We start from the raw sequence: 22453 nt of genomic DNA on the forward strand, positions 1-22453 counted from the left end.
TTCGACCGCATCACGGCTCTGCAGCAGCAAGCAGCCCGACCCGCCGATCCCCGAGGTCGCCGGCGACCATGGCAGGCGCCCGGGCCTTCATACCGTTCCCCCGAGTTTCCCCCGAACGCCGTCTCCAAAGACCGCTCGGACACCGGCAGGCTTGACCCCGAAATCTGCGAGAATGCGGCTCCTACCTGCGGAAACCGTATGGATTGGCTACCAGCACGAGCGCAGTTTCGGTGCTACTACGACATCTGAGCCCCGTCGTCAGCACCAGGGAGGCCCCTGATCCGCGAAAGTGCGGATCGGGGACCTTCTCACGCGCCGACCTGCCTGCCTGAGGGCACCGGTCGCCCCACGCCGACCCCGGGCGAGGTCGACGCCTGCCACGGTCTCGGCACGCGACGGCGGAGCACTCGTCCGGCGCGCGCGAGGCTCGTCGGCGGGGCACAAGTGTCAGGCAGAAGCCACAGCGTTGATGCGGTCCACCACGGCACGGGCATCGTCGACCGTGAGGAAGAGCCGGGTGAACGGCGCTTGCGCACCGAGCTCCACGACGATGGTCTGCCCCCCGGCGCGGACGTTCCAGTAGCTCTTCTGCCCGTCCTTCCGGAAGGTACCGACCCACTTCGTCCCGGGAAGCGCGAGACCCGGGAGGCGCAGCCCCTTGCCCGCATGGGTGGCCTCAGGGTCGTACGTCGCCCCGCGCACCTGATCGGTGGGCACCACGATCCGGCGTCGCAGTCCCCAGAGCTTGTTCAGCCCGATCGGCTCGACGACCAGACGGTTGCTGTCGAGGGTGAGGTTGTTCTGCACGTCAGTCCTCCGATGGGTGGATGAGGGCCCGGGCGAGGAGTCTCGCGCCCAGGTCGTGGGCAGTGACGCCGCGTCGGTCCAGGTGGTCCGCGAGCAGGCCACGGACCTCGGGATCCCGAGGAGCTAGCTCGAGCAGCGCGACGAGCACGAGGTCCATGGCCACGTCGCCGCTCCGGTCCGTGGCGACGTGGCGCAGGCAGGCGAGGAAGAGTCCGCGCTTGCTGCCGAAAGCCTGGTAGAGGCTGCCGCGGTGGAGTCCGGTGGCCGTGACGAGCTCCCCGACCGACGTCCCCTCGTAGCCAGCGACCAGAAAGGCGTGGGTGGCCCGTTGCACCACGTCGGCCTCGTCGAAGAGGCGGTTGCGTCCCACACCGCCACGATACCGATTGATGACCGATCGTTCCACAATTCTCGTGGTGGGTGACCTAGCCGCAGCCGGGCGCGTGGGGCTCAGTCGCGCACCCGTCCGGTCTCGTGGGCCCACAGCGCGAGCTCGACGCGGTTGCGGGCGCCGAGTTTGGCCATGAGACTGCCGAGGTGGGTCTTCACGGTGCTCAGGCTGATGTGGAGCTCGCGGGCGATCTCGGCGTTGGTGCGGCCCCGGGCGACGGTGAGCAGCACCTCCTCCTCGCGCTCGGTGAGCGCGTCGAGCGGCTGGGCGGGAGACGCCGTGCGGCCCGTGCCGGCGAAGGTCGCCAGCAGCCGGCGGGTGATGCTGGGCGAGATGAGGGCGTCGCCGCGGGTGGCGGCGCGCACGGCCTCGCCGAGCAGCTCGGGTCCGGCGTCCTTGAGCAGGAAGCCGGAGGCGCCGGCCGCCAGCGCGCCGTGCACGTACTCGTCGAGGTCGAAGGTGGTGATGACGACCACCGCGACCGGGTCCTCGACACCCGGCCCGGCCAGCAGGCGGGTCGCCTCGACCCCGTCGAGCACGGGCATCCTGATGTCCATCAGGCACACGTCGGGGCGCAGCTCGCGGGCCAGCCGTACGGCCTCCTGACCGTCGCGCGCCTCCCCCACGACCTCGATGCCCTCCAGCGTGCCGAGGATCAGGCGCAGTCCGGTGCGCACGAGGTCCTGGTCGTCGGCGACCAGCACGCGGATGCTCACGCCGGCACCCGTCGCGGCAGGCTGGCAGTGACGGCCCAGCCGCGGTCCGGGCAGGGGCCCGCCTGGCAGGTGCCGCCGAGGAGCAGGGCGCGCTCGGTCATGCCGGCGATGCCGAAGCCCGCCGGGGCGGCGTCGGCGGCGCCGGGGTCGGTCGTGCGGGGGTCGGCGGTGCTGAGGTCGGTCGTGCTGGGGTCGCCGTCGTCTCGCACGAGGAGGGTGAGCGTCGAGGCGTCGCCGGTGAGGCGTACGTCGACCCGCGTGGCGTGGCGGGCGTGGCGCAGGGCGTTGGTCACCGCCTCCTGCGCGATCCGGTAGACCGCGGCGTCGATCGCCGCCGGCAGGCCGGCGACGTCACCGAAGACGCCGACCTCCACCCGCGGGCCGGCGGGCGAGGCCCCGGCCAGCCGCGCGAGGTCGGCGACGCCGGGCTGCGGCGCGTAGGCCACCGGCACGTCGCTGCGCAGCACACCCACCATGGCCCGCATCTCCGCCAGCGTGCGCGAGGCCTCCACCTCGATCACCCGCAGCGCCTCCAGCGGCGCGGAGGGGCTCGTCGCGGCGAGCGCGCGCCCGGCCTGGGCCTGCACGGCGATGGCCGAGACGTGGTGGGCCACGGTGTCGTGCAGCTCGCGCGCCAGCAGCACCCGCTCCTCCGACTTCGCCTGCGCGAGCCGCCGCTCCCGGGCGCCGTGCTGGGAGCGCACGGCCCAGCCCAGCACGACCGAGGAGACCAGCACGGCGTAGCCCCCGACCGCGTCGGCGAGACCGGTCCAGCTGACCACCGCCGCCATCGTGGCCGGCACCAGGATGACGCCCAGACCAGCCACCGCCTCGCGCCCCGAGCCCCACCGCAGGAGCGCGTAGGGCAGCACCAGGACGTAGAGCATCGAGTAGACGTCGAGCACCGGGGCTCCGACGGCGAGCAGGCCGAGGTCGACGACCGCGATCGTGCCGAAGGTCGCCGCCACCACCGCGAAGGGGTGGGTGCGTCGCCACAGCAGCAGCGGCGCGAGCCCGAGCGTCACCAGCACCGAGAGCACCGGCGTCGCCAGGTCGGCGCGCAGCGCACCCTCCAGCAGCACGCAGACCACCACGAACGCCAGGAGCGCCCTGTCACGCCGGACGCGGGCCGGCGGGGCCGAGGGACGGGGCTCCTCCAGCAGGGAGCGCAGCGGGTTGCTCACCGGCCCAGCCTAGGGATCCGGCGCCGCGCGGGGACCGGCCGAAAGTCTGACCCGGCGCTCGGCCGAAGGCACGACGTACGCGCGGCCTCACGGCCGATGCCCCACGACCCCGCGCGCCGCCACGGTGGGGCTCTGGTCCTGCGCACCCGGCGCGGACCGTCCCAGGAGGCCACCATGCCCGCTGCACCAGACCGTGAGGGTCGAGCAGATGATCACCGTTGAGTCGCTGACCAGGACCTACGCCGGCGTCACCGCCGTCGACGACGTCTCCTTCACCGCCCGGCCCGGCCGTGTCACCGGCTTCCTCGGGCCCAACGGGGCCGGCAAGTCCACCACCCTGCGGGTCGTGGTGGGCCTGACCGCGCCGACCTCCGGGTCGGCCACGATCGACGGCGTCCGCTTCGCCGACCTGCCCAACCCCGGCCGCGAGGTGGGCGTGCTGCTCGACGCCTCCGCGCAGCACGCCGGTCGCACCGGACGCGAGATCCTCGCGATCGCCGCCGCCACCATGGGCCTGCCCGGCTCGCGGGTCGCGGAGATGCTGGAGCTGGTGAGCCTAAGCCCCGCCGAGGCCAGGCGGCGCGTGCGCCACTACTCCCTCGGCATGCGCCAGCGCCTCGGCATCGCGGCCGCGCTGCTTGGCGACCCCCGGGTGCTGATCCTCGACGAGCCCGCCAACGGGCTCGACCCCGCGGGCATCCGGTGGATGCGCGACCTGCTGACCGACTTCGCCGGCCGCGGCGGCACGGTGCTGCTGTCGTCGCACCTGCTGCACGAGATCGAGGTCATCGCCGACGACCTGGTCGTGATCGGCGGGGGCAGGATCGTCGCCTCCGGCACCAAGGAGGAGCTGCTCGCCGCGGCCGGCACGCTGGCCCGCTCGGCGGCGCCGCGCGAGCTGGCCCACGCGCTGGTGCTGGCCGGACTGCCCAGCACGCTCGCCGGCGACGGCTCGGTGCGCACCGACGCCGACCCCGCCCAGGTCGGGGCCGTGGCCCTGGCCGCCGGCATCGCCCTCACCGAGCTCCGCTCCGCCGAGGGCGCCGGGCTCGAGGACATGTTCCTCTCTCTCACCGCCGCCACCCAACGCGACGGAGTCGCGGCATGAGCGCCACGACCGTCACCCCCACCACCCCGACCGCCCCAGGAGCCATGCCGGGCCGCAGGACTTCGCGCCCGGTCGCGACCAGGCGGCTCGTGGTGATCGAGCTGCGCAAGATGTTCGACACCCGCTCGGGCTTCTGGCTGCTGGTCGGCATCGGCGTCCTGGCGGTGCTCGCCACCGGGGCGGTCGTCGTCTTCGCCCCCGACGACGCCGTCACCTACGACAGCTTCGCGACCGCGATCGGCCTGCCCATGTCGGTGATCCTGCCGATGATCGCGATCCTCGCGGTAACCAGCGAGTGGAGCCAGCGCAGCGGGCTCACCACCTTCACCCTCGTGCCCCACCGCTCACGCGTCATCGGCGCCAAGGCCCTCGCGACCCTCGTGGTCGGGCTCGTCTCGATGGCGCTCGCCTTCGCCGTGGGCGCCGTCGGCAACCTGGTCGGCTCCGCGCTCGCCGGCGTCAACACCGTCTGGGACGTCTCGCTCGCCGCCGCGCCCCAGATCGTGCTCGGCAACCTGGTCGGCATGGCCATCGGCTTCACCCTCGGCGTCGTCCTGCGAGCCTCTGCCGCGGCGATCGTCGGCTACTTCGTGGTCTCCCTCGTTCTGCCCGGGGTGCTCGAGCTGCTCGGGCTGGTGCGGGAGTGGTTCCTTGACCTGCAGCCGTGGATCGACTGGAACTACACGCAGGTGCAGCTCTTCGAGGGCGCCACGGACACGGCCGAGGAGTGGGCGATGCTGGCCTCGACCACCGCGCTGTGGATCGTGCTGCCTCTCGCCGTCGGGCTGGTATCGCTTCGGCGGTCGGAGGTGAAGTAGGCAATCGAGCGCGCGGTCTCCCGGGTCCTTTACGCGAGCTCATTACCGATCACCCGCGGTCGCTAGAACCCCACTGACGGCCAAGAGATAAACCTCGCGAAGGTGCGTCTCTCCGCCCCTAACGCACGACGGGTGTGGGCCGTGCGCTCATCCCTGATTGAGTCGGATCCAGAGTTCGTCCGATCCGCGTCGGGCTTCCATAGCGGCGTCGGATGCGGTCTCGAAGAGCGCGGCGACGCGTAGGAGCTCGGCCGGCGGCGCAGCGCGGAGTAGTTCGGTGCCTTGGTCGAGCTGGTCAAGGATGGATGCGTCGCCGAAGACGCGCGTTCCCACGCTTCGTGCTCGAGCCACGGCCGTTGTGAACCGTTCATGGGCTTCCTCGGGTGTGGGCTCGCTCTGCATTCCGGCGAGCTCGAGGAATTCGGCGATGGTGAACCAATTGCGGTTGCCCGGGTGCACCCTGGCGACCTGGTATTGGACGTCATGCCAGGCCCCAGAGTCGATGTCGATGCGGATCTGACTGCCAGTAAGACCCCCGGTCCGGCCCATGGCGGCGTAGCCGAGCGTGCCGGCATGGTGCCCAGCGGCAATATCGGCGCCGGTGAGGCGCGCGTCGTCGTTCGGCTTGAAGCGCGTAACGAGGTCGTCATAGCGCGTCAGTGCTTCGTTGAGAATGGCGAGCCAGTAGGCGGCAGCCACGTCGGCGTACGCGGCATGGAGCTGCCGCCACGTGAGGACAGGGTATGAGCCGCCGAGGTCGACGTCGGCCTGTGGTTCGGGCAGAAGCGCGCAGTGTGCGACCGGGACCGTGGGGACTTCCAGCCAGCCGGCGAGCCGCGACGCGAGTTCAGCGAGGAGGCCCGCTTGACGGTCGAGCTGGGCGCGGAGGTCGAAACCCGAGGGCCTGTCGTAGAGCTTCGCTTCGAGTGCGAACAGCACGGGCGTCGGCTGGGTGGTTAAAAATACGACGTCGGGGGTGTCACGGTCGGTCGGGAGCTGCTCAAACCTGTCGCGGGCGGGACCGAAGACGGACTCGGCGAGGCCGTACTCGGTGAAAAACACTAGTCCGCAGTCGGCCGGGTCGCCGCTGACGTCGACTCCGGGGAAGCCCATAAGGTCGGCGAGTCGGTGCAGGTGGGTCATGTCGTCGGCGCAAACGATGCCGGGCAGGACGGTGCCGGTGTAGTACCGCTCCTTGCGGTTCAGCGGCAGCGTGTGGTCGAGCAGCCACGTCAGCGAGTGAATGGCTTGGGTCCTCGTCATGAAGTCCGTTGTAGCAGTCGCCGGCGACATCGGTCGATGAGTTGCGAGGGGCGAATGCACACGCTGCGCGTGTACAGATTTCTGCATGAGTTGGTGGCCCGTGGCCCTAGCCCATTCCACCGCGACCAGGCGACGGTGATGACGGCGCGGGAGGCCCCCGTTCCCGGACTAGGCTGAGCCCCATGGCGGCCGGCGCGACGATGCACACGTTCGAGGTCGAGTTGGCCGACACGGATCGCGGGGTCTATGAGCAGTTCACGCTGCGTGCGGCGCGGCATCCGTCAGAGACCGAGGCGTACCTCGTGACGCGCGTGCTCGCCTACTGTCTCGAGCACGAAGAGGGCATCGCATTCAGCGAGGGCATCTCGGCGACCGACGCCCCGGCGGTGCTGGTGCGGGACCTGAGCGGGAAGCTGCTCGCCTGGATCGAGGTCGGCGCACCGGATGCCGCGCGGCTTCACACGGGCAGCAAGGCCGCCGAGCGCACGACGATCTACACGCACCGCGACCCGGCCAAGGTGCTCGCGCAGTGGGCCGGGGCGAGGATCCACCGCGCCGCCGAGATCGTGCTGCACAACTTCGATCCCGGGTTCATCGATGCAGCTGTGGACACGATGGAGCGCCGCAACACGATGACGCTCACCGTCACGGAGCGGCAGCTCTACCTGGAGCTGAACGGCGTGCACCTCTCCTCGGCCGTGCACGACCACCCGATCAGTTAGCGGGGGCGACGTCCCGTTGCCGGTCCTGATGCGCGATCTTCAGCGTGCGTCAATGCGCCGCAGCGACCCAGACGGAGCTACGAAGGACCGAGCGACAGCGGCGCTGCCGTGGCCTGCAGCTCACGGAAGAGCCGGTCCATGGCGGAGGCGATCCGCTCCACAGCACCCGGGTGTGTGAAGAGAGGGTCCGCGGCGATGGTCGGCCGTCGCCGCCAACCGACCGACCGCCCGGACTCGAACGCCGCAGCCAAGCCCGGCAGGTCGCCGAGCTCGGCGGCGAGTGACTCCATGAAGTCCGCTGACAGCACTCGCCCCTGCTTGTGGATCCAGTCGAGGTTGAGCGTCCAGACGACCCCTCGGTGCGTGAAGATGCTCCACGGCTGGGTGCGCAAGGAGCCGGCGACCATCGTGGCCGTCACCGACGGTGCCTGCGCAGCGCCGTAGTACAGGCCGGCATCAGGACCCAGGCGGTTGTGAGCCTCGATCAACGCACCGATGGCGTCCGCCACCGCTGGCGTCGCCTCCGCCCGCGCAGCAGGCATGAGGTCCTCTGGTGACCACGTGGTCCCCGATCGCTGCACAGCCCTGGTGCGGACCTGCTTGCCCCAGTCGTTGGGCTGGACGGCCAGGGAGAGCAGCGGGGCGTAGGGAGAGTCCCCGATCCGCACGACCTTCACCTCGACCGCGAAGAACCTCGTCGCCTCGTCCGTGCGCTCGTTCAGCCACTCGAGGGCACGTCGGTGCTCCGGCCGGAACGACGGCGCCACCCAGACGACGTGCGCGGCGTCGGTGCCGCCCGCGTAGGTCATGATCTGGCCGAGGTGCGTGTGGTCGCTGGGCTCGAGCTGGTTCTCGACGATGACCAGGTCGCCCGACAGCCGGTCGCGGCCGATCAGGTCGAGGCTGAAGTCGCCGACGGCATGTTCGGCCGCGTCGAGCTCGAGGTCGAGACCGAGCACCTCGGAAAGCACGTCGGCGTTGTCGAGCAGCCACGGCGTGAAGTCGAGCGCCTCGTGACGCCACACCTCGCGCGCCGGCACGGCATTCAGGCGCCCGATGAGCCTCTGGTCGTCCATGGGCGAAGGCTAGCGTTCGGCCTCCACTGAGTCGGCGCACGACGGTGTCCCGGAGCAGTGGCACCAGGCGCTGCCAGATCGAGGGCCACCGCCTGGCTTCACTCCCCCGGCGCGGCCCCGCGCATCGAGCCGCCCTTGAAGCGGCGTACCTCCTGGGGCCAGCCGCAGCCCTCGGCGACCCTAGCGGCCCACCGGCGGGCGGCCTCGTCGTCGGGCACGTCGATGATGGTCAGGCCGCCCAGCCACTCCTCGGTGGTGGTGAAGGGTCCGTCGGTGACGACCGGGGTGCCACTGGTGGCGTCGGCGCCCGCGGCCTCCGCGAGGTCCTCCTCAAGGCCGCCGGCGAAGACGAGGACGCCCTGCTCCCTCATGTCGCGCACGACGGCGGTCGAGGGCTCGACGCGGGTCTGGTACCACGCCTCGTCGTGGTCGCCGACCCACTGCTGGTTGAAGAAGATGAGGTAGTGCGGCATCTGTCGTTCCTCTCTGGCGGGGCCGGGCGCGGCCGGGGCGGGAGCGGCCTCGGTCCTACGAGCCTCACACCTGCGCGGCGCCGGCGCCACGTCCCTGTGCCACGTCTTGGCACGTCTTCGCAGCGATCCGTCGTGAGTCGCCCCCGCCCCGCGCCGGCGGCCCGTAGCCTGCGAGCGACACCCCACGACACGAAGGAGCACCCATGCGCAGCAACCTGTTCGGCACCAACCTCGAGTCCGAGAGCGCGGAGCGCTTCACGCTGCAGAACCCCCGGATGCTCAAGGTGGCCCTCGACGGCGAGGTGATGGCGCGACAGGGCGCGATGGTGGCCTACCAGGGGCAGGTCGACTTCGCCTACCAGGGCGCGGGCGGCATGGGGAAGTTCCTCAAGAAGGCCATCACCGGAGAGGGCATGCCGCTGATGAAGGTCACCGGCCGCGGCGACGTCTTCTTCGCCGACGACGCCTCCGAGATCCACCTGGTCACCCTCGACAACGACTCGCTGACCGTCAACGGCAGCAACGTGCTGGCCTTCGACAGCTCCCTGACCTGGGACATCAAGCGCGTCGAGGGCGCCTCGATGATGGCCGGCGGCGTCTTCAACACCACCTTCACCGGCACCGGCACGGTCGCCATCAGCACCCACGGCGAGCCCGTGGTGCTCAACGTCGACGCCCCGACCTTCGCCGACATCCAGTCGGCCGTGGCGTGGTCGTCCTCGCTCAGCACGTCCGTACGCCGCACCGCGGGCGCCGGCGCCCTCATCGGCCGCGGCTCCGGGGAGGCCTTCCAGCTGGCCTTCAGCGGCCAGGGCTTCGTCGTCGTGCAGGCCAGCGAGGGCCGCACGGTCGCGCCGCACACCCACTGAGACCGGGCCCGACAGCGTCACGCAGCCGACGCTGTCGGACCTCGGCGGGCCCGGTCAGCGACCGGGCCCGCCGGGCAACCCCTGCCGATGTGGTCGGACCACTGTTCACGGATCACGGTCGCCACACAGGATCGAGACCTGCCGTAGCCCGTCCGCCCCAGGGGTGAGGCGAGGGCAGGAGCCTAGACAGCCCCTGCCTCGAGCGTCGAGCCGACAGCGGGTCGGGGACGCGGGCCGTCAGTCGATCAACCGGTCGAGGAGCTCGAAGGACTCATACGGCTGATCGACGTCACCGAAGTGTCCGTCGTCGCGGACGATCTGGGTGCCGCCGAGCCGCTCCAGCATGGCGCGGCCCTGCTCCGCGTCGCAGCCGTAGGGGTCGACGCGGGAGTTGATGAGGTAGAGGTCGCGGACGTTGGCCCGGATGCGCTCCCAGTCGTAGGCCTCCTGCAGCACCGGCTCCTCAGCCGAGCCGGGTCGGGTGCAGTAGCCCGCCACCAGGAGGGCCTGGTCGACCCTCGTGTCGAGGTGCTCCAGGATCGCCAGCAGCAGTGCGGCGCCGCCCGAGTGGCCGACGAGCACGGTGTCGGCGTCGAACGTGTGACGCGACAGCACCGTCGGCAGGAACGTGGCGAGGGGCTCCTGGTTGAGGGTCGGGTAGTGCGGCGCCTCCACCTCGTAGCCGCGGTCGCTCAGCCGCTGGCGCAGCCACGGCAGCCACACCACCCCGGGATGTGCGCCCGTGCCGTGGAAGATGATGGCCCTGCGCCCCACGCTCACACCTGCTCCGGGGCGGTGGTGATCGGGGTGATCCACGACTGGTGGGTCTCGGGGCTCTTGGTGATGGCCAGCAGCTCGTCCATGTGCGGCTCCAGGCCGGTGACCTTGTCGAGCGGCACACCGACGACGAGCTGGAAGCCCAGGCCCTTCCACGCCCGCACGGCGCGGCCGGCGAAGTCGGAGTCGGCCTTGACGAAGCCCTCGTCGAGGAAGACCGGGGCGAAGCGGGGCCGCGAGCGCATCTCGTCGCCGAGGCGGAAGCGCAGCGCCGAGCCGACGATGAAGGCCACCAGCTCCTGACTCTCCCCGCCGCTCTTCTCCCCCAGCGTGCGGTAGGTCGCGCGCAGCTCGCCGGTGGCGGAGTCGTAGCGCTCGGCGCTCACCTCGACGTGACGGCGCACGTCGAGCAGCCGGTCGCGGTCGGTCGGCTCGCCGGCGCGCTCCCCCGACTGCGCGGGCGGGCGCAGCTGGTCCATGAAGCGGCTCAGGTCGGTGAAGCGGCGCTCGAGGTCGGCCTCCTCCAGCCGGGCCGGGGAGGCGGCCGAGAGCGCGCGGAGGTCCTTGAGGAAGACCTGCACGTGGGCGGGGCTGAGCCGGCGCAGCCGGATGCGCAGCCGGTCGCCGGCCCCGCCGAACTCCAGGCGCCGCAGGATCGCGTTGATCGGCTCGAGGCGGTCCTCGATGTCCTCGATCGAGGCCGCCATCGCCCCGACCAGGGGCACGAGGTCCTGCCCGCTCCACTCGGTGAGCCGGCGGCGCCACTCGGTGCGGCGCTCGGCCAGTCCGGTGCCGCGGATGTCGGCCAGGATGCGGGCGAAGTCGGGGTAGGAGGCCACCGACGTGCCGAGGTTGGGCGACTCCCAGCGCGCGACGTAGAGCCGGAAGACCGCGCTCAGCTCGTCCTCGACCCGCGCGATCTCGGTCTCGGTGTCGGCCACGGCCGCGCGCAGCCGCTCGGCCAGGCGCTGGGAGGTCTCGGCGAAGCGGTCGAGGTCCTCGGGGTCGGCCGGGGCGGCGGCCGCGGCGAAGTCGGCGGCCAGGGCGCCCGACTGGGCGTCGGTGAGGTCGACCGCGCCGGAGGCCAGGATGGTCTCGAGGCGGTCCTTGACCAGGTCCTCGTCGTCGACGAGGCGACCGTGCACCTCCTCGAGGGTGCGCTGGCGCTGCTCGAGGGCGAAGCGCCGCCGGCGCGTGTCCTCCAGCCGCGCGGCCAGCGCCTCGACCTGCGACTCGGTGGCGCGCAGCTGGTCGTCGGCGCCGAGGATCTCCGCGCGCCGGCGCTCCAGGTCGTCGATGCGCTCCTGGCTGCCCTCGACGTCGAGGTCGGCGAAGCGGGCGGTCACCACGGCGTCGTACGACGAGCGCTGCAGCTCCAGCACGCTGCTGCGCCGGTCGAGCTCGACCAGCTCGGCGTCGAGCGCGCCGAGGTCGCGCTCCACCGCGGCGAGCTCGGCGTCGACCTCGGCCACGGCCTCGTCGTTGGAGAAGCCGATGATGCTGCGGGCCTCCGAGCGCCCGTGGCTGCCGCGGCGACCGCTGCGGGTCTGCCCGGCCAGGGTCACCCGCAGGCCGGGGCCGGCGAGGTCGGCGGCGTCCTCAACGCACAGCGCGTTGCGCGAGGGCTCGGAGACGTGGGCCTGCACCCACCCGGAGAAGGGCGAGGAGCGGAAGACCAGCTTGCCCGCGACCCGCTCGGGGTCGGCGGGGCCGAGGTCGGGCAGGTCGAGCGGGGCGCCCTCGAAGCTCAGCCGCCCGCGCAGGCGCAGCCCGTCGATGGCCGAGGAGAAGTGCTGGAGCCGATCGAGGGGCACCAGCAGCACCCGGGCGCTGGCGCCCAGCACGGTCTCGACCGCGGTGCGCCAGCGCGCCTCGTCGGGCGCGACGTCGAGCAGCTCGGCCACGAAGGGCAGCTCCTCGGGGCTCAGCCCGCTGGCGCGGGCGACGTCGGCGCGCAGCTCGTGGAGCTGGGCCGGCACGCGCCCGGCGCGGCTCTCCAGCGAGGCGCGCTCGGCACGCAGCTCCGACTGCCGCTTGCTCAGCGGGTAGCGCCGGTCGCGGGCGGCGTCGCGCTCGCGGCGGGTCTGCTGCTGGTGACGGTCCCACCCCGAGAGCCACTGGCGGGCGTGGAGCTGGAGCACGCTGAAGGACTCCGCCGACCGCAGCGACGCCTCGAGGTCGCGGGCCTCGGAGTCGGCCGCGGCGAGCAGCGGCAGCAGCCGCTCCTCCAGGGCGTCGCGGCGGGCCTGGCGCTCCTGGCGTACGGACTGCTCCTGCTCCAGGCCCAGGGCGATCGACTCCAGCGCGGAGCCGCCGGCGTCCTGGTGGGCCTCGCGGGCGGCGTCGAGGTCGGCGACCAGGCGGCGCTCGTCGCGCGCCGCGGCGGCCAGCTCCCCGGCGGTGGTGGTGCGGTCGCGGCGGTTGGCGTCGGTGGCGGTCTCGATCAGGCGCAGGTGGGTCTGGAGCAGCCAGCGGCGCAGCGGAGTGTCACCGGAGCGGGTCACGCCGTAGGAGTCGAGCTCGGCGAGGCGTCGGGTGGCGCCGCGGCGGCGCTCCTCCAGCCCGGTGATGGGGCCGAGCAGCTCGAGCTTGGCCTCCTCGGTGCGCATGGCGGTGTAGGCGGCCTCGAGGTCGTCGAAGTGCTCGATGGCGCGGTCGGCGGCAGCGTAGGTGGCGGGCCTCTCGAGCACCATGTCCTTGTAGAGCTCGTCGACGCTGCGCACCTGGTTGCCGGCCTGGATGCGCGCCAGCAGGCGCAGCGCCTTGGCGCCGTCGCCGTTGGCGCCGATGCCGAGGCGGGCGTGGAGCACGGCGGAGAACTCGGCGTAGGTGCGGTGCACCCGGATGCCGGGGAAGAGCTTCTTCAGCGTCGTGGCGTGGAAGCGCTCGGGCACCGCGACCTCGAGGCTGGTCAGCTCCAGCCCGGAGTCGTGGGTGACCAGCTGCATCTGCACGTCGGCGGAGCGGGTGGCACGCCTCGGCACGTAGTAGGTGCGCAGCACCGTGAAGCGCCCGCCGCGGTCGTTGACGAAGGTCATCGCCACCGCGCCCCACGTGTCGCCGCCCTGGCCGCGCAGCAGCCGCTCGACCGGCCGGCCGGTGCGGGGGTCGTCGACGACGTCGACGGCGCCGCGCAGGTAGGACAGCAGGTTGCGCTGGCCCGCGCCGCGCGCGCGACCGGCCACGGCGTCGTTGGAGGCGCCGTTGAACTTCGCGTCGGAGGGCATCATCAGCGCGGTGTAGGCGTCGAGCACGGTGCTCTTGCCCACGCCCGAGGCCCCCGAGATCATCGTGGCGTCGCCGCGCAGCGGGATGGTGGTCAGCCCCGAGAAGCCGCCCCAGTTGACCAGCTGCAGCAGGCTGGCGCGCCACTGCATGGTGTCGTCCTTGGGCGTCGCGACGACGCCGCGGTCGAAGAGGCCCTCGCCGGTCTCGTCGGCCATCTCGTCGGCCATCTCGTCGGTGGGCTCGTCGGTGGGCTCGTCGGGGACCGGGCCGTCGAGCCGGTCGCTCTCGTGCACGCTCATGCCTGCTCCTCGCTCGCGTCGTGCTCGGGCGCGACCTCGCCGAAGAGGTCGACCGGCGCCTCCGGCGCAGCCGGTACGTCGGAGCCGTTGGCGCGCCGCAGCGCCTCCAGCAGCTCCTGGAGCAGCTCGAGCGGCAGCAGCGCCTCGACGGCCTCGCTGACCTCGAACCGCTCCTCGGCCGCGGTGGGGATCAGCAGGCCGGTGCGCGCGACGGCCAGCACCGCGTTGCGAGCCCGCTTCTCCTCCGCGGCCTCGTCGGTCACGTGCGCGGGACGGAAGGTCGCGACGTGGGCGACCAGGTCGTCGCGGTCGACGTAGACGCGCGCGTCGCCCGCGGCCAGGCCGGCCCGCAGCCGGTCGCGCAGGTGCACCAGCACGATGGTCTCCTCACGCGACCAGGCCGCGTCGTAGAGCAGCGTCGGGAAGCGGGCGCCCGTCTCGGAGGTCGCCTGCCGCTTCCAGGCCACCTCGCGCTCGCGGTCGACCGCCAGCTCGAGGAAGAGGTCGTTGAGCCGCGAGCGCAGCACCCGCTCGTGCTCCACCAGCACCCGCCAGTCGCGCGGGTGGGTGCGGGCGCTGACGAAGCGCTGCTTGAGCAGCGTGACCAGCACGTGGCGCTGGGCCAGCTCGAGGCCGCCCTCGTCGCCCTCGAAGAGCGAGACCGACCCCCCGTCGGGCACCCGCACGTCGAGGTGGGCGGCCAGGTCGCCGTCGCCGTCGCCGCTGGAGTCGTGGCCGGAGTCGTGGGCGGGCTCGGGCGCGAGGTCGGGGTCGCGGCGCAGGTCGGCGGTGTCGACGTCGGTCATCGGGCCTCGCTCTCGGGTCGGTGCTGCGGGTCGGGGGGCTCGGCGCCGGCGGTGGGGCCTGCGGTGCCGCTGCCGGTGCCGGCGTCGGCGCCCGGCGGGGAGCCGCGCAGCGGGGTGCGGGGGGCGGTGAAGGTGCGGGTGGAGCCGTCGGCGCGCACGGCGGCGTAGGTCTCCAGCTCCTGCTCGGCCTCCCAGCCGTGGTCGGCGGCGAGGTGGAGCAGCCCGAGGATCTCGACCGGGCGGCGCAGCGAGGGCTCGAGGCCGGCGAAGAGCTCGCCCAGGGAGTCGGGCGGGTGGGTGGAGGCCAGGGCGAGGTCGAGGCGCTCGCGCAGCGACCCGAGCTGGGGGCCGCCCTGGGCGCGCAGCGCGTCGAGGGAGACCGCCGGCGCCTCGTCGGGGCCGGCGGTGGCGATGCGGTCGGGCAGGACGTCGTCGGCGGGGTCGTAGAAGCGCTCGCGCAGGTGCTCGACGCCGGCCCGGCTGGGCAGCAGGGCCAGCTCGAGGGTGGCGCGGGGCCCGGTGGTGGCCATCCAGGTGGCCAGCTCCGACTCGACCTGGCGCAGCGTCTGCTCCAGCTCGCGGTCGCGCTCGACGTCGCGGGAGACGATGTAGTCACGCAGCGTGGCCGTCACCCGGGCGCGCTGGGCCAGCACGCGGTCGAGGCCCTCGCGCACCAGGCGCACCGTGCCGCGCAGCTCGGCGCGGTCGGCGTCGCCGAGCACGCCGTCGGCGACGGGGTGCTCCAGCAGCGCGGTGAGGTCGTCGCGCAGCCGGCCGACCAGCTCCTCGTCGCGCAGCAGCGCGAAGGCGCCCTCGAAGGCGCGGCCCTCGTGGGTGGCGGTCATCAGGGCGTCGGCACGGGCGAGGTAGTCGTCGATGACCTCGCCGGCCGGGCGGTCCTCGGCGCGGAAGGCGGCCAGGATCTCGCTGCGGATGGTGGCGAAGCGCTCCTCGACGCGCGCGAAGTCGCTGGGCAGCGCGGAGACCAGCGAGAGCAGCTCGGTGAAGCCCTCCTGCATGTAGTCCTCGCTCACGCCCACCAGCTCGGCGCCGTCGACGAGACGGTCTCGCTCGGCCTGGAGCCGGGCGATCTCGGCGTTGAGCAGCTCCACCCGCGAGGTGCGGTCGGGGTTGGCCTCGGCGTTGAAGCGGCGCACCGTGCCGAGCAGCGTCGCGATGCGGTGCTCGCTGAGGGTGGCGCGGTCGCGCGCGAGGTTCTTGACCAGCTCCAGGGCCTGCTGAGCGTGGGAGGTCAGCGTGTAGACCTCGCGCCCGCCCTCGTCGAGGGAGCGCACCAGCCACCGCCCGCGCATCCAGCGCTGGCAGATCTCACGCCCCTCCCCGACCGGCACCTCGCCCTCGTCGGCGTGACGGATCGCGGCGAGGTGCTCCTCGACCTGCGTGTGCAGCCGCCCGGTGGGGATCGGCTTGTTGTCGCGGCCGAAGGCGGCGCGGAAGATCGTGATGACCACCGGCGCCTGGCGCTGGTGGAGCAGGGTGAGGGTCGGCTGGGCGAACGCGCCGCGCACGCGCGCGAGCTCCCCCGCGATCTCGCTCATCCCCGCCCTCTCGCTGCCGCCTGTCGCCTGCCGCGGCTCGCGCCGCGACGAGCAAGCATCCCAGAGGGCGCCGACGACCCGGGGATCGAGGGGGTCGCACCGGCCGCGGGCGCGGTGTCCCCCGGGTGCGGTGCGGGACGTCGTACGAGGCGTGGATGCGCATCCACTCGTCGTATGACGCCCCGCGCGAGCCGAGCATCAACGCGCGCGGCACCCTCCAACGAGCACCCCCGCCGCGCCGGCCGGCCACCCCCGCTGACGTCATACGAGTCGTGGATGCGCATCCACCGATCGCATGACGCCCCGCGCGTCGTCCTCAGGCGAGGGCGAGGAAGAGCTTCTCCATCTTCTTGGTGTCGACCCCGTCGAGACCCTCGCCGTCGGCGAGGCACTGCTGCAGGCCGGTGGCGACGATGGCGTAGCCGGCCCGCGAGAGGGCCTTGTTGACCGCGGCGAGCTGGGTGAGGACGTCCTCGCAGGACGACCCCTCCTCCATCATCCGGATGACGCTGGCCAGGTGGCCGTTGGCGCGCTTCATGCGCGTGATGATCGCCTTGATGTCGTCGGGCTGCAGGTCCATCAGTGTGCTCCGTCCTCGAGCGCGGTCAGCGCGGTGGTCAAGCGGGTGCGGGCGTCCTCCGACACCGCGCGCAGGGCGTCGCTGGGCTCCCCCACGAACGACGTCATGACGGCCGGGTCGAAGGCCTCGACCACGGTGGTGGTGTCGTCGACGGAGCGTACGACGACGTTGCACGGCAGCAGCGCGGCGATCGAGGGCTCGGCCTGCAGCGCCTGATGCGCCAGCTGCGGGCGGCACGCGCCGAGGACCACCTGCGGCGCGACGTCGACGTCGAGCTTGGCCTTGAGCGTGGCCGCGAGGTCGATCTCGGTGAGCACCCCGAAGCCGACCTCGGCGAGCTGCTCCCTCACCGCGGCCACCGCCTCGGCGTAGGGACGGTGGGTCGTGACGCGGATCGTGTAGTCGCTCATCAGCGGGCCTTCCTCGTGCTGCTCGTCGTGCTCGGGTCGGGGTGACGATCTCGATACTACAACCCCCCGGGGGGTTATGCTAACGTTCCGAACGAACCCCCCAGGGGGATACATCACTTGCACCGGAGAGGACCGACATGAGGCAGATCGACATCGACCAGCTCGCAGCCGCGATCGACGACGGCGCCGTGGTCGTCGACGTCCGCGAGCCCGGCGAGTACGCCGAGGGCCGCGTGCCCGGCGCCCGCAACATCCCGATGGGCCACCTGCCCTCGCGCCTGGGCGAGCTCGACCGCTCGCGGCCGGTGCACGTCGTGTGCGCCAGCGGCAACCGCAGCGCGGCCATGACCGACCTGCTCACCGCCCAGGGCCTCGAGGCGGTCAACGTCACCGGCGGCACCACCGCGTGGATCCGCTCCGGCCGCCCGGTCGAGAGGGGATGACCCCGATGACCGCCACCTCCCCCACCACCTCCTCCCCCACCACCTCCTCCCCCGCCGGCTCCACGACCGGCACCACGTCCGGCACCACGACCGGCACGGGTCTCACGGTCGTGCCGATCGAGACCCCGACGCTGGGCGACCGCAGCTACCTCGTGCACGACGGTGAGGTCGCCTTCGTCGTCGACCCGCAGCGCGACATCGACCGGGTGCTCGACCTGCTCGACGCCCACGGCGTGCGGCTGACCCACGTGCTCGAGACCCACCTGCACAACGACTACGTCACCGGCGGCCTCGCCCTCGCGGAGGCGACCGGAGCGTCGTACGTCGTCAACGGCGCCGACGAGGTCGCCTTCGCGCGCACCCCCGTCGCCGACGGCGAGGTGGTCGCGGTGGGCGAGAGGATGCGGCTCACCGCGCTGGCCACGCCCGGCCACACCTTCACCCACCTCGCCTACGCCCTGCGCGACCTCGGCACCGGCTCCGGCACCGACGTCGGTGTCTTCTCCGGCGGCTCGCTGCTCTTCGGCGCGACCGGTCGCCCCGACCTGCTGGGGTCCGAGCACACCCACGACCTGGTGCGCCACCAGCACGCCTCCGCGCACCGGCTGGCCGCGCTGCTGCCCGACGAGGCCGAGGTCTTCCCCACCCACGGCTTCGGGTCCTTCTGCTCCGCGACCCAGTCCGACGCCACCTCCTCGACCATCGGCCGGGAGCGCACCACCAACCCCGTGCTGACCCAGGACGAGCAGTCCTACGTCGACGAGCTGCTCGCCGGTCTCGGCGCCTGGCCGGCCTACTACGCCCACATGGCCCCGGCCAACGCCGCCGGCCCGTCGGCGCCCGACCTCAGCCCGCCCGCCCGGGCCGACGCCGAGGAGCTGCGCCGCCGCATCGAGGCCGGCGAGTGGGTCGTCGACCTGCGCCACCGCACCGCCTTCGCCGCGGGCCACGCCCCCGGCACCCTGAACTTCGGCCTCGACGGCGGCTTCGCGACCTACCTCGGCTGGCTCGTGCCCTGGGGCACCCCGCTCACCCTGCTCGGCGAGAGCGCCGCGGACGTCGCCGCCGCCCAGCGCGAGCTGGTGCGCATCGGCATCGACCGGCCCGCCGCCCACGCCACCGGCGACCCCGGGCAGTGGAGCACCGGCGCCCCTGCGAGCTTCGCCACCGCCACCTTCGCCGACCTCGCGCAGGTGCGCCACCACCGCGACGTGGTGGTGCTCGACGTGCGCCGCGCCGACGAGCACGCCGCGGCCGCCGTCGCCGGCGCCGTCAACGTGCCGCTGCACGAGCTGCTCGACCGGGTCGGCGAGGTGCCGCCCGGAGAGGTCTGGGTGCACTGCGCCGGCGGCTACCGCGCGTCGGTGGCGGCGTCGATCCTCGACGCCCACGGCCGGAGCCCCGTCGCGATCGACGACACCTTCGACCAGGCCGAGGCGGTGGGCCTGCACCTCGTCGGCCCCTCGGCATGAGCCGCCCGACCGGGCGGCGACCCGACCGACCGGGCGCGCCGTGACCCCCGAGACGACCCTGCTGGCGGCCCTCCTGGCCGGCGCCCTCATCGGGCTCAGCCTCGGCGCGCTGGGCGGTGGGGGGTCGATCCTTGCCGTGCCGGTGCTGGTCTACCTGCTCGGCCAGTCGCCCGCCCAGGCCACGACCGGCTCACTGGTGGTGGTCGCGACGACCTCCCTGGCAGGGGCCGTCGCGGCCGCCCGGTCCGGCCACGTGCTGCTCGCGCGGGGGGTCGCCTTCGGGGCCGTGGCGACCGGCGGGGCGGTGCTCGGCGCCAAGGCCTCGGCCCACGTCGACGACGACGTCCTCCTCGCGGCCTTCGCCGCGCTCATGCTCCTCGTGGGTGCCCTGATGGCGGTGCGCCTCGTGCGCCGCCCCGCAGACGGGCCCTCCCACGCCGCGCGACCCGCCCTGGACGACCCGATCCTCACCTTCTCCCCCACCTTCGCCTGCGCCTGCCCGCGCGCGCTGAAGGTCCTGCTCACCGCGACCCTCGTGGGCGGGCTGACCGGCTTCCTCGGCGTGGGCGGCGGCTTCCTCGTCGTGCCCGCCCTGCTGCTGGCCCTCGCCCTCCCCCTGCCCTACGCCGCCGGCACGTCGCTGGTCGTCATCACGATCACCAGCGCCGCCGCGCTGGGCACCCGTGCCGGCGTGGGACCGGCCCCCGACTGGGGTCTCGTGCTCACCCTCACCGCCGCCTCAGCCCTCACCGCCGTGGTCGGAGCCCGACTCGCCGACCGAGTCGACACCCGTCGGCTCTCCGCCGCCTTCACCGCCCTCGTCCTGGCCGTCGCCGCCTACACCGCGACCCAGGCCCTCCCCGCGCTGCTGTGACCCGGCCGCATCGCGACCGCAGCACCACGCGCTCCGCGCGACCCGACCAGTCCCTCATCCGACGCACCAGGAACGGACCGACCATGAGCACCACGAGCCCGCGCCGCGCCAGCGACGCCGACACCCCGCCCGACCAGGAGGCCGGCCGGCGACCCGCCCGGCGCGCCGGCCGACACTCCGGCCCCGCCGCGAGCCACGCCTCCGAGACGCGACCCGGGCCGCTGGGGCGCCTCGGCGTCTGGGTCACCGACCACGCCCGCCTCGTCACCGGGGTCTGGCTGCTGCTCGTCGTCGGCCTCGGCGCCTTCGCCCCGCAGGTCGAGCACAACCTCTCCGGCGCCGGCTGGCAGGCCGACGGCTCGGAGTCGGTCGCGGCACGCGAGCTGGCCCGCGAGAGCTTCGGCGGCAACGCCTCCTCCGCGATCCAGGTCGTCGTCCACTCCACCGACGGACCCGTCACCGAGGGCGCGGGCCGTGACGTCCTGACCCGGGTCACCGCCGTGCTCGAGCGCGAGCCCCGTCTGGCCGACGTCGTGGCCCCGCAGCCGGGCGCCACCCTGAGCCAGGACGGCTCGACCGCGATCGTGCTGGCCGGCGCCGGCGTCGACACCAACGAGATGGTGCGGGTGGCCACCGACCTCAAGGAGGAGCTCCAGGACCTCTCCGTCGACGGCGTCCAGGTGAACCCGACCGGCTCCTCGCTGCTGTGGTCGGACTTCAACGAGGCCAACCTCGAGGCCATGCTGAAGTCCGAGATGGTCTCCTGGCCGGTGACCATGGCGATCCTGGTGCTCGCCTTCGGCGCCCTCGTGGCCGCCGGCCTCCCCCTGATCCTGACCCTCGCCGGGCTGGTCGCCTCCGCGGGATCGCTGGTGCTGATCAACGAGCTCGTCCCGGTCTCGATCTGGGCGATGAACTTCGCGATGATGTTCGCCCTCGCGCTCGGCATCGACTACGCGCTCTTCCTCGTGGTGCGCTACCGCGCCGCCCGGATGGGCGCCGGCCGCTCGGCACGCCAGGCGGTCGCGGAGACCATGGACACCGCCGGCAAGGCGGTGCTGCTCTCCGGCGCCACCGTCCTGGTCTCGCTGTCGGCGGTGATGCTCGTGCCCTCGCCGTCGTTCCGGTCGATGGCCGGCGGCATCATGCTCTCGGTCGTCTTCGTCCTGGCCGCCACCCTCACCCTGCTGCCGCTGGTGCTGTTCGCGCTCGACCACCGGATCAAGAAGCTGTCCCTGCCCTGGGTCAGGACCGGGGAGCACCGCTCCGCGGCCTTCGCCGCGTGGGGTGAGCGGCTCTGGAGGCGCCCCGTCGTCTGGGGTCTCGGCGCGCTGATCGTGCTGCTCGCCCTCGCCGCGCCGGTCCTCGGCCTGAAGACGGCGATGCCGTCCATCAAGGTCCTGCCGGAGGACGCCAGCGCCCGCATCGGCTACGACCTGGTCCAGGACTCCTTCGGCGACGGCGCGCCCGGCACGCTCCAGGTCGTGACCGCGGCAGCCGACTCCGAGGCCGCGAGCCGCGTGCTCGCCTCCGACCCCGGGATCGCGGGCGCCATGCCCGCCCAGCCGGCGGCCGACGACAGCGGTCTGGTCCTCCTGCAGGCCGTCCCGACCGTCGACCCCTCCGACCCCGCCCTCGCCGACACCGTCGACCGCCTGCGCGCCGACCTGCCCGGCAGCGCGCTCGTCGGCGGCGCGGCGGTGGAGAACCTCGACCTGAAGGACCAGCTCGACGAGTCCACGCCCCTGGTGGTCGCCGTCGTGCTCGTGCTCGGCTTCCTGCTGCTGCTCGTGGCCCTGCAGGCCCCGCTCATCTCGTTGCTCGGCACCCTGGCGAGCCTGCTGTCCACCGCAGCAGCCTTCGGGGTCGCCCGCCTGGTCTTCCAGGAGGGCATCGGCGCCGACCTGCTGGGCTTCGAGGGCCAGGGCTTCCTCGACGCCTGGGCGCCGGTGTTCTTCTTCGCGATGATCTTCGCCATCGCCATGGACTACACCGTGTTCCTGCTGGCCTCCGCCAAGGAGCACTACGAGCGCTCCGGTGACCCGAAGGACGCGATGGTCGGCTCGCTGGCCCACTCCGGACGCGTCATCTTCGCCGCCGGCGCCGTCATGGTCGCGGTCTTCTTCACCTTCGCGCTCTCCGGGCCGCTGCCGCCCAAGGAGATGGGGATCGTGCTCGGCGTCGCGGTGCTGCTCGACGCCTTCCTCGTGCGGCTCGTGCTGCTGCCGGTCATGCTGCGGCTGACCGGTCGCGCCGCCTGGTGGACCCCCGCCTGGCTGCGACGGGTGCTGCCCACCATCACGTTCTCGCACGGCTGACCACCTCCCGACCACACCACGCACCACCTGCACCTCCCCACCACCACCTCGAACGAAGGAGCACCACCGTGTGCCGAGCAGTCACCTGCAAGCAGTGCGGCAAGACCACCTGGGCCGGCTGCGGCCAGCACGTCGACCAGGTCATGGCCCGCGTGCCACGCGCCGACCGGTGCGCCGGCCACCCCCGCGAGGAGCGGCCCGGCCTGCTCGGGCGGCTCTTCGGCCGCACGCGCTGAGCACCGGGCGCCCCGCCCGGCACG

General features: G+C 73.1%; 22 protein-coding genes. 9 read left to right on the forward strand and 13 right to left on the reverse strand.

The annotated features are described in order from the left end of the window. Window positions 1–447: 447 nt before the first annotated feature. The 4 genes from LPA27_RS14290 to LPA27_RS14305 all read right to left on the reverse strand — a co-directional run bounded on the left by LPA27_RS14290 (window position 448) and on the right by LPA27_RS14305 (window position 3098). Window positions 448–807, reverse strand: coding sequence for a hypothetical protein (locus LPA27_RS14290; RefSeq protein ID WP_228942869.1), 360 nt, complete (start codon window positions 805–807; stop codon window positions 448–450). Window position 808: 1 nt separating this feature from the next. Continuing rightward, window positions 809–1177: a TetR/AcrR family transcriptional regulator gene (locus tag LPA27_RS14295; RefSeq protein ID WP_228942870.1), complete on the reverse strand. Its 369-nt coding sequence runs from the start codon at window positions 1175–1177 to the stop codon at window positions 809–811. Window positions 1178–1257: 80 nt separating this feature from the next. Continuing rightward, window positions 1258–1914 carry a response regulator gene (locus LPA27_RS14300; RefSeq protein WP_228942871.1) on the reverse strand — a complete coding sequence of 219 codons (657 nt, stop codon included), beginning with the start codon at window positions 1912–1914 and terminating at the stop codon, window positions 1258–1260. Next, on the reverse strand, window positions 1911–3098 hold the full coding sequence (locus LPA27_RS14305) for a sensor histidine kinase (protein WP_228942872.1): 1188 nt from the start codon (window positions 3096–3098) through the stop codon (window positions 1911–1913). Before LPA27_RS14305 ends, LPA27_RS14300 begins: the two co-directional genes overlap by 4 nt. Before the next feature lie 208 nt (window positions 3099–3306). On the opposite strand from LPA27_RS14305, the gene LPA27_RS14310 reads away from it, so the two are divergent. Continuing rightward, window positions 3307–4206 (forward strand): ABC transporter ATP-binding protein, encoded by a 900-nt coding sequence (locus LPA27_RS14310; protein ID WP_228942873.1) that lies wholly within the window; start codon window positions 3307–3309, stop codon window positions 4204–4206. After that, window positions 4203–5024, forward strand: coding sequence for an ABC transporter permease subunit (locus LPA27_RS14315; RefSeq protein WP_228942874.1), 822 nt, complete (start codon window positions 4203–4205; stop codon window positions 5022–5024). The genes LPA27_RS14310 and LPA27_RS14315 overlap by 4 nt, the downstream gene beginning before the upstream one ends. Before the next feature lie 147 nt (window positions 5025–5171). Here the strand turns inward: LPA27_RS14315 and LPA27_RS14320 are convergent, their stop codons facing one another. Continuing rightward, window positions 5172–6287 (reverse strand): hypothetical protein, encoded by a 1116-nt coding sequence (locus LPA27_RS14320; RefSeq protein ID WP_228942875.1) that lies wholly within the window; start codon window positions 6285–6287, stop codon window positions 5172–5174. Window positions 6288–6469: 182 nt separating this feature from the next. Here LPA27_RS14320 and LPA27_RS14325 point away from each other — a divergent pair, with 182 nt between their 5' ends. Next, on the forward strand, window positions 6470–7009 hold the full coding sequence (locus LPA27_RS14325) for a YaeQ family protein (RefSeq protein ID WP_228942876.1): 540 nt from the start codon (window positions 6470–6472) through the stop codon (window positions 7007–7009). A 77-nt stretch (window positions 7010–7086) separates the two neighbouring features. On the opposite strand, the gene LPA27_RS14330 is transcribed toward LPA27_RS14325, so the two are convergent. Further along, window positions 7087–8085, reverse strand: a complete 999-nt coding sequence (locus LPA27_RS14330; protein WP_228942877.1) for a hypothetical protein — start codon at window positions 8083–8085, stop codon at window positions 7087–7089. A 98-nt stretch (window positions 8086–8183) separates the two neighbouring features. Next, entirely contained in the window at window positions 8184–8558 is a 375-nt protein-coding gene (locus LPA27_RS14335) for a YciI family protein (protein ID WP_228942878.1), read from the reverse strand. A 203-nt stretch (window positions 8559–8761) separates the two neighbouring features. Between LPA27_RS14335 and LPA27_RS14340 the strand changes: the two genes are divergently transcribed. Beyond that, complete coding sequence (locus tag LPA27_RS14340) at window positions 8762–9427, forward strand: AIM24 family protein (protein WP_056862646.1); 666 nt, start codon at window positions 8762–8764, stop codon at window positions 9425–9427. A gap of 237 nt (window positions 9428–9664) precedes the next feature. On the opposite strand, the gene LPA27_RS14345 is transcribed toward LPA27_RS14340, so the two are convergent. The 6 genes from LPA27_RS14345 to LPA27_RS14370 form a co-directional block, all read right to left on the reverse strand. Beyond that, on the reverse strand, window positions 9665–10201 hold the full coding sequence (locus LPA27_RS14345; protein WP_056862645.1) for an RBBP9/YdeN family alpha/beta hydrolase: 537 nt from the start codon (window positions 10199–10201) through the stop codon (window positions 9665–9667). A 2-nt stretch (window positions 10202–10203) separates the two neighbouring features. Next, entirely contained in the window at window positions 10204–13731 is a 3528-nt protein-coding gene (locus LPA27_RS14350; RefSeq protein ID WP_228942879.1) for an ATP-binding protein, read from the reverse strand. Further along, the gene (locus LPA27_RS14355; protein WP_228942880.1) at window positions 13728–14537 is read right to left on the reverse strand and encodes a DUF4194 domain-containing protein; all 810 of its coding nucleotides are present in this window, start codon (window positions 14535–14537) and stop codon (window positions 13728–13730) included. The genes LPA27_RS14350 and LPA27_RS14355 overlap by 4 nt, the downstream gene beginning before the upstream one ends. Further along, on the reverse strand, window positions 14534–16096 hold the full coding sequence (locus tag LPA27_RS14360; RefSeq protein WP_228942881.1) for a DUF3375 domain-containing protein: 1563 nt from the start codon (window positions 16094–16096) through the stop codon (window positions 14534–14536). The genes LPA27_RS14355 and LPA27_RS14360 overlap by 4 nt, the downstream gene beginning before the upstream one ends. A 316-nt stretch (window positions 16097–16412) precedes the next feature. Continuing rightward, complete coding sequence (locus tag LPA27_RS14365; RefSeq protein WP_056862644.1) at window positions 16413–16676, reverse strand: metal-sensitive transcriptional regulator; 264 nt, start codon at window positions 16674–16676, stop codon at window positions 16413–16415. After that, window positions 16676–17086, reverse strand: coding sequence for a DUF302 domain-containing protein (locus tag LPA27_RS14370; protein WP_228942882.1), 411 nt, complete (start codon window positions 17084–17086; stop codon window positions 16676–16678). The genes LPA27_RS14365 and LPA27_RS14370 overlap by 1 nt, the downstream gene beginning before the upstream one ends. A gap of 137 nt (window positions 17087–17223) precedes the next feature. On the opposite strand from LPA27_RS14370, the gene LPA27_RS14375 reads away from it, so the two are divergent. The 5 genes from LPA27_RS14375 (at window position 17224) to LPA27_RS14395 (ending at window position 22429) form a co-directional block, all read left to right on the forward strand. Further along, window positions 17224–17529, forward strand: a complete 306-nt coding sequence (locus LPA27_RS14375; RefSeq protein ID WP_228942883.1) for a rhodanese-like domain-containing protein — start codon at window positions 17224–17226, stop codon at window positions 17527–17529. A gap of 5 nt (window positions 17530–17534) precedes the next feature. Then, the gene (locus LPA27_RS14380; RefSeq protein ID WP_228942884.1) at window positions 17535–19001 is read left to right on the forward strand and encodes an MBL fold metallo-hydrolase; all 1467 of its coding nucleotides are present in this window, start codon (window positions 17535–17537) and stop codon (window positions 18999–19001) included. Between the two features lie 40 nt (window positions 19002–19041). Further along, complete coding sequence (locus tag LPA27_RS14385; RefSeq protein WP_228942885.1) at window positions 19042–19875, forward strand: sulfite exporter TauE/SafE family protein; 834 nt, start codon at window positions 19042–19044, stop codon at window positions 19873–19875. A gap of 83 nt (window positions 19876–19958) precedes the next feature. Then, window positions 19959–22193, forward strand: a complete 2235-nt coding sequence (locus tag LPA27_RS14390; protein WP_228942886.1) for an MMPL family transporter — start codon at window positions 19959–19961, stop codon at window positions 22191–22193. 68 nt (window positions 22194–22261) lie between these two features. Continuing rightward, window positions 22262–22429, forward strand: a complete 168-nt coding sequence (locus LPA27_RS14395; protein ID WP_193664439.1) for a hypothetical protein — start codon at window positions 22262–22264, stop codon at window positions 22427–22429. Window positions 22430–22453: the final 24 nt, after the last annotated feature.

Origin of the sequence: Nocardioides sp. Leaf374 (assembly GCF_916862475.1) — a bacterium.
GTDB classification, from domain to species: domain Bacteria; phylum Actinomycetota; class Actinomycetes; order Propionibacteriales; family Nocardioidaceae; genus Nocardioides; species Nocardioides kribbensis.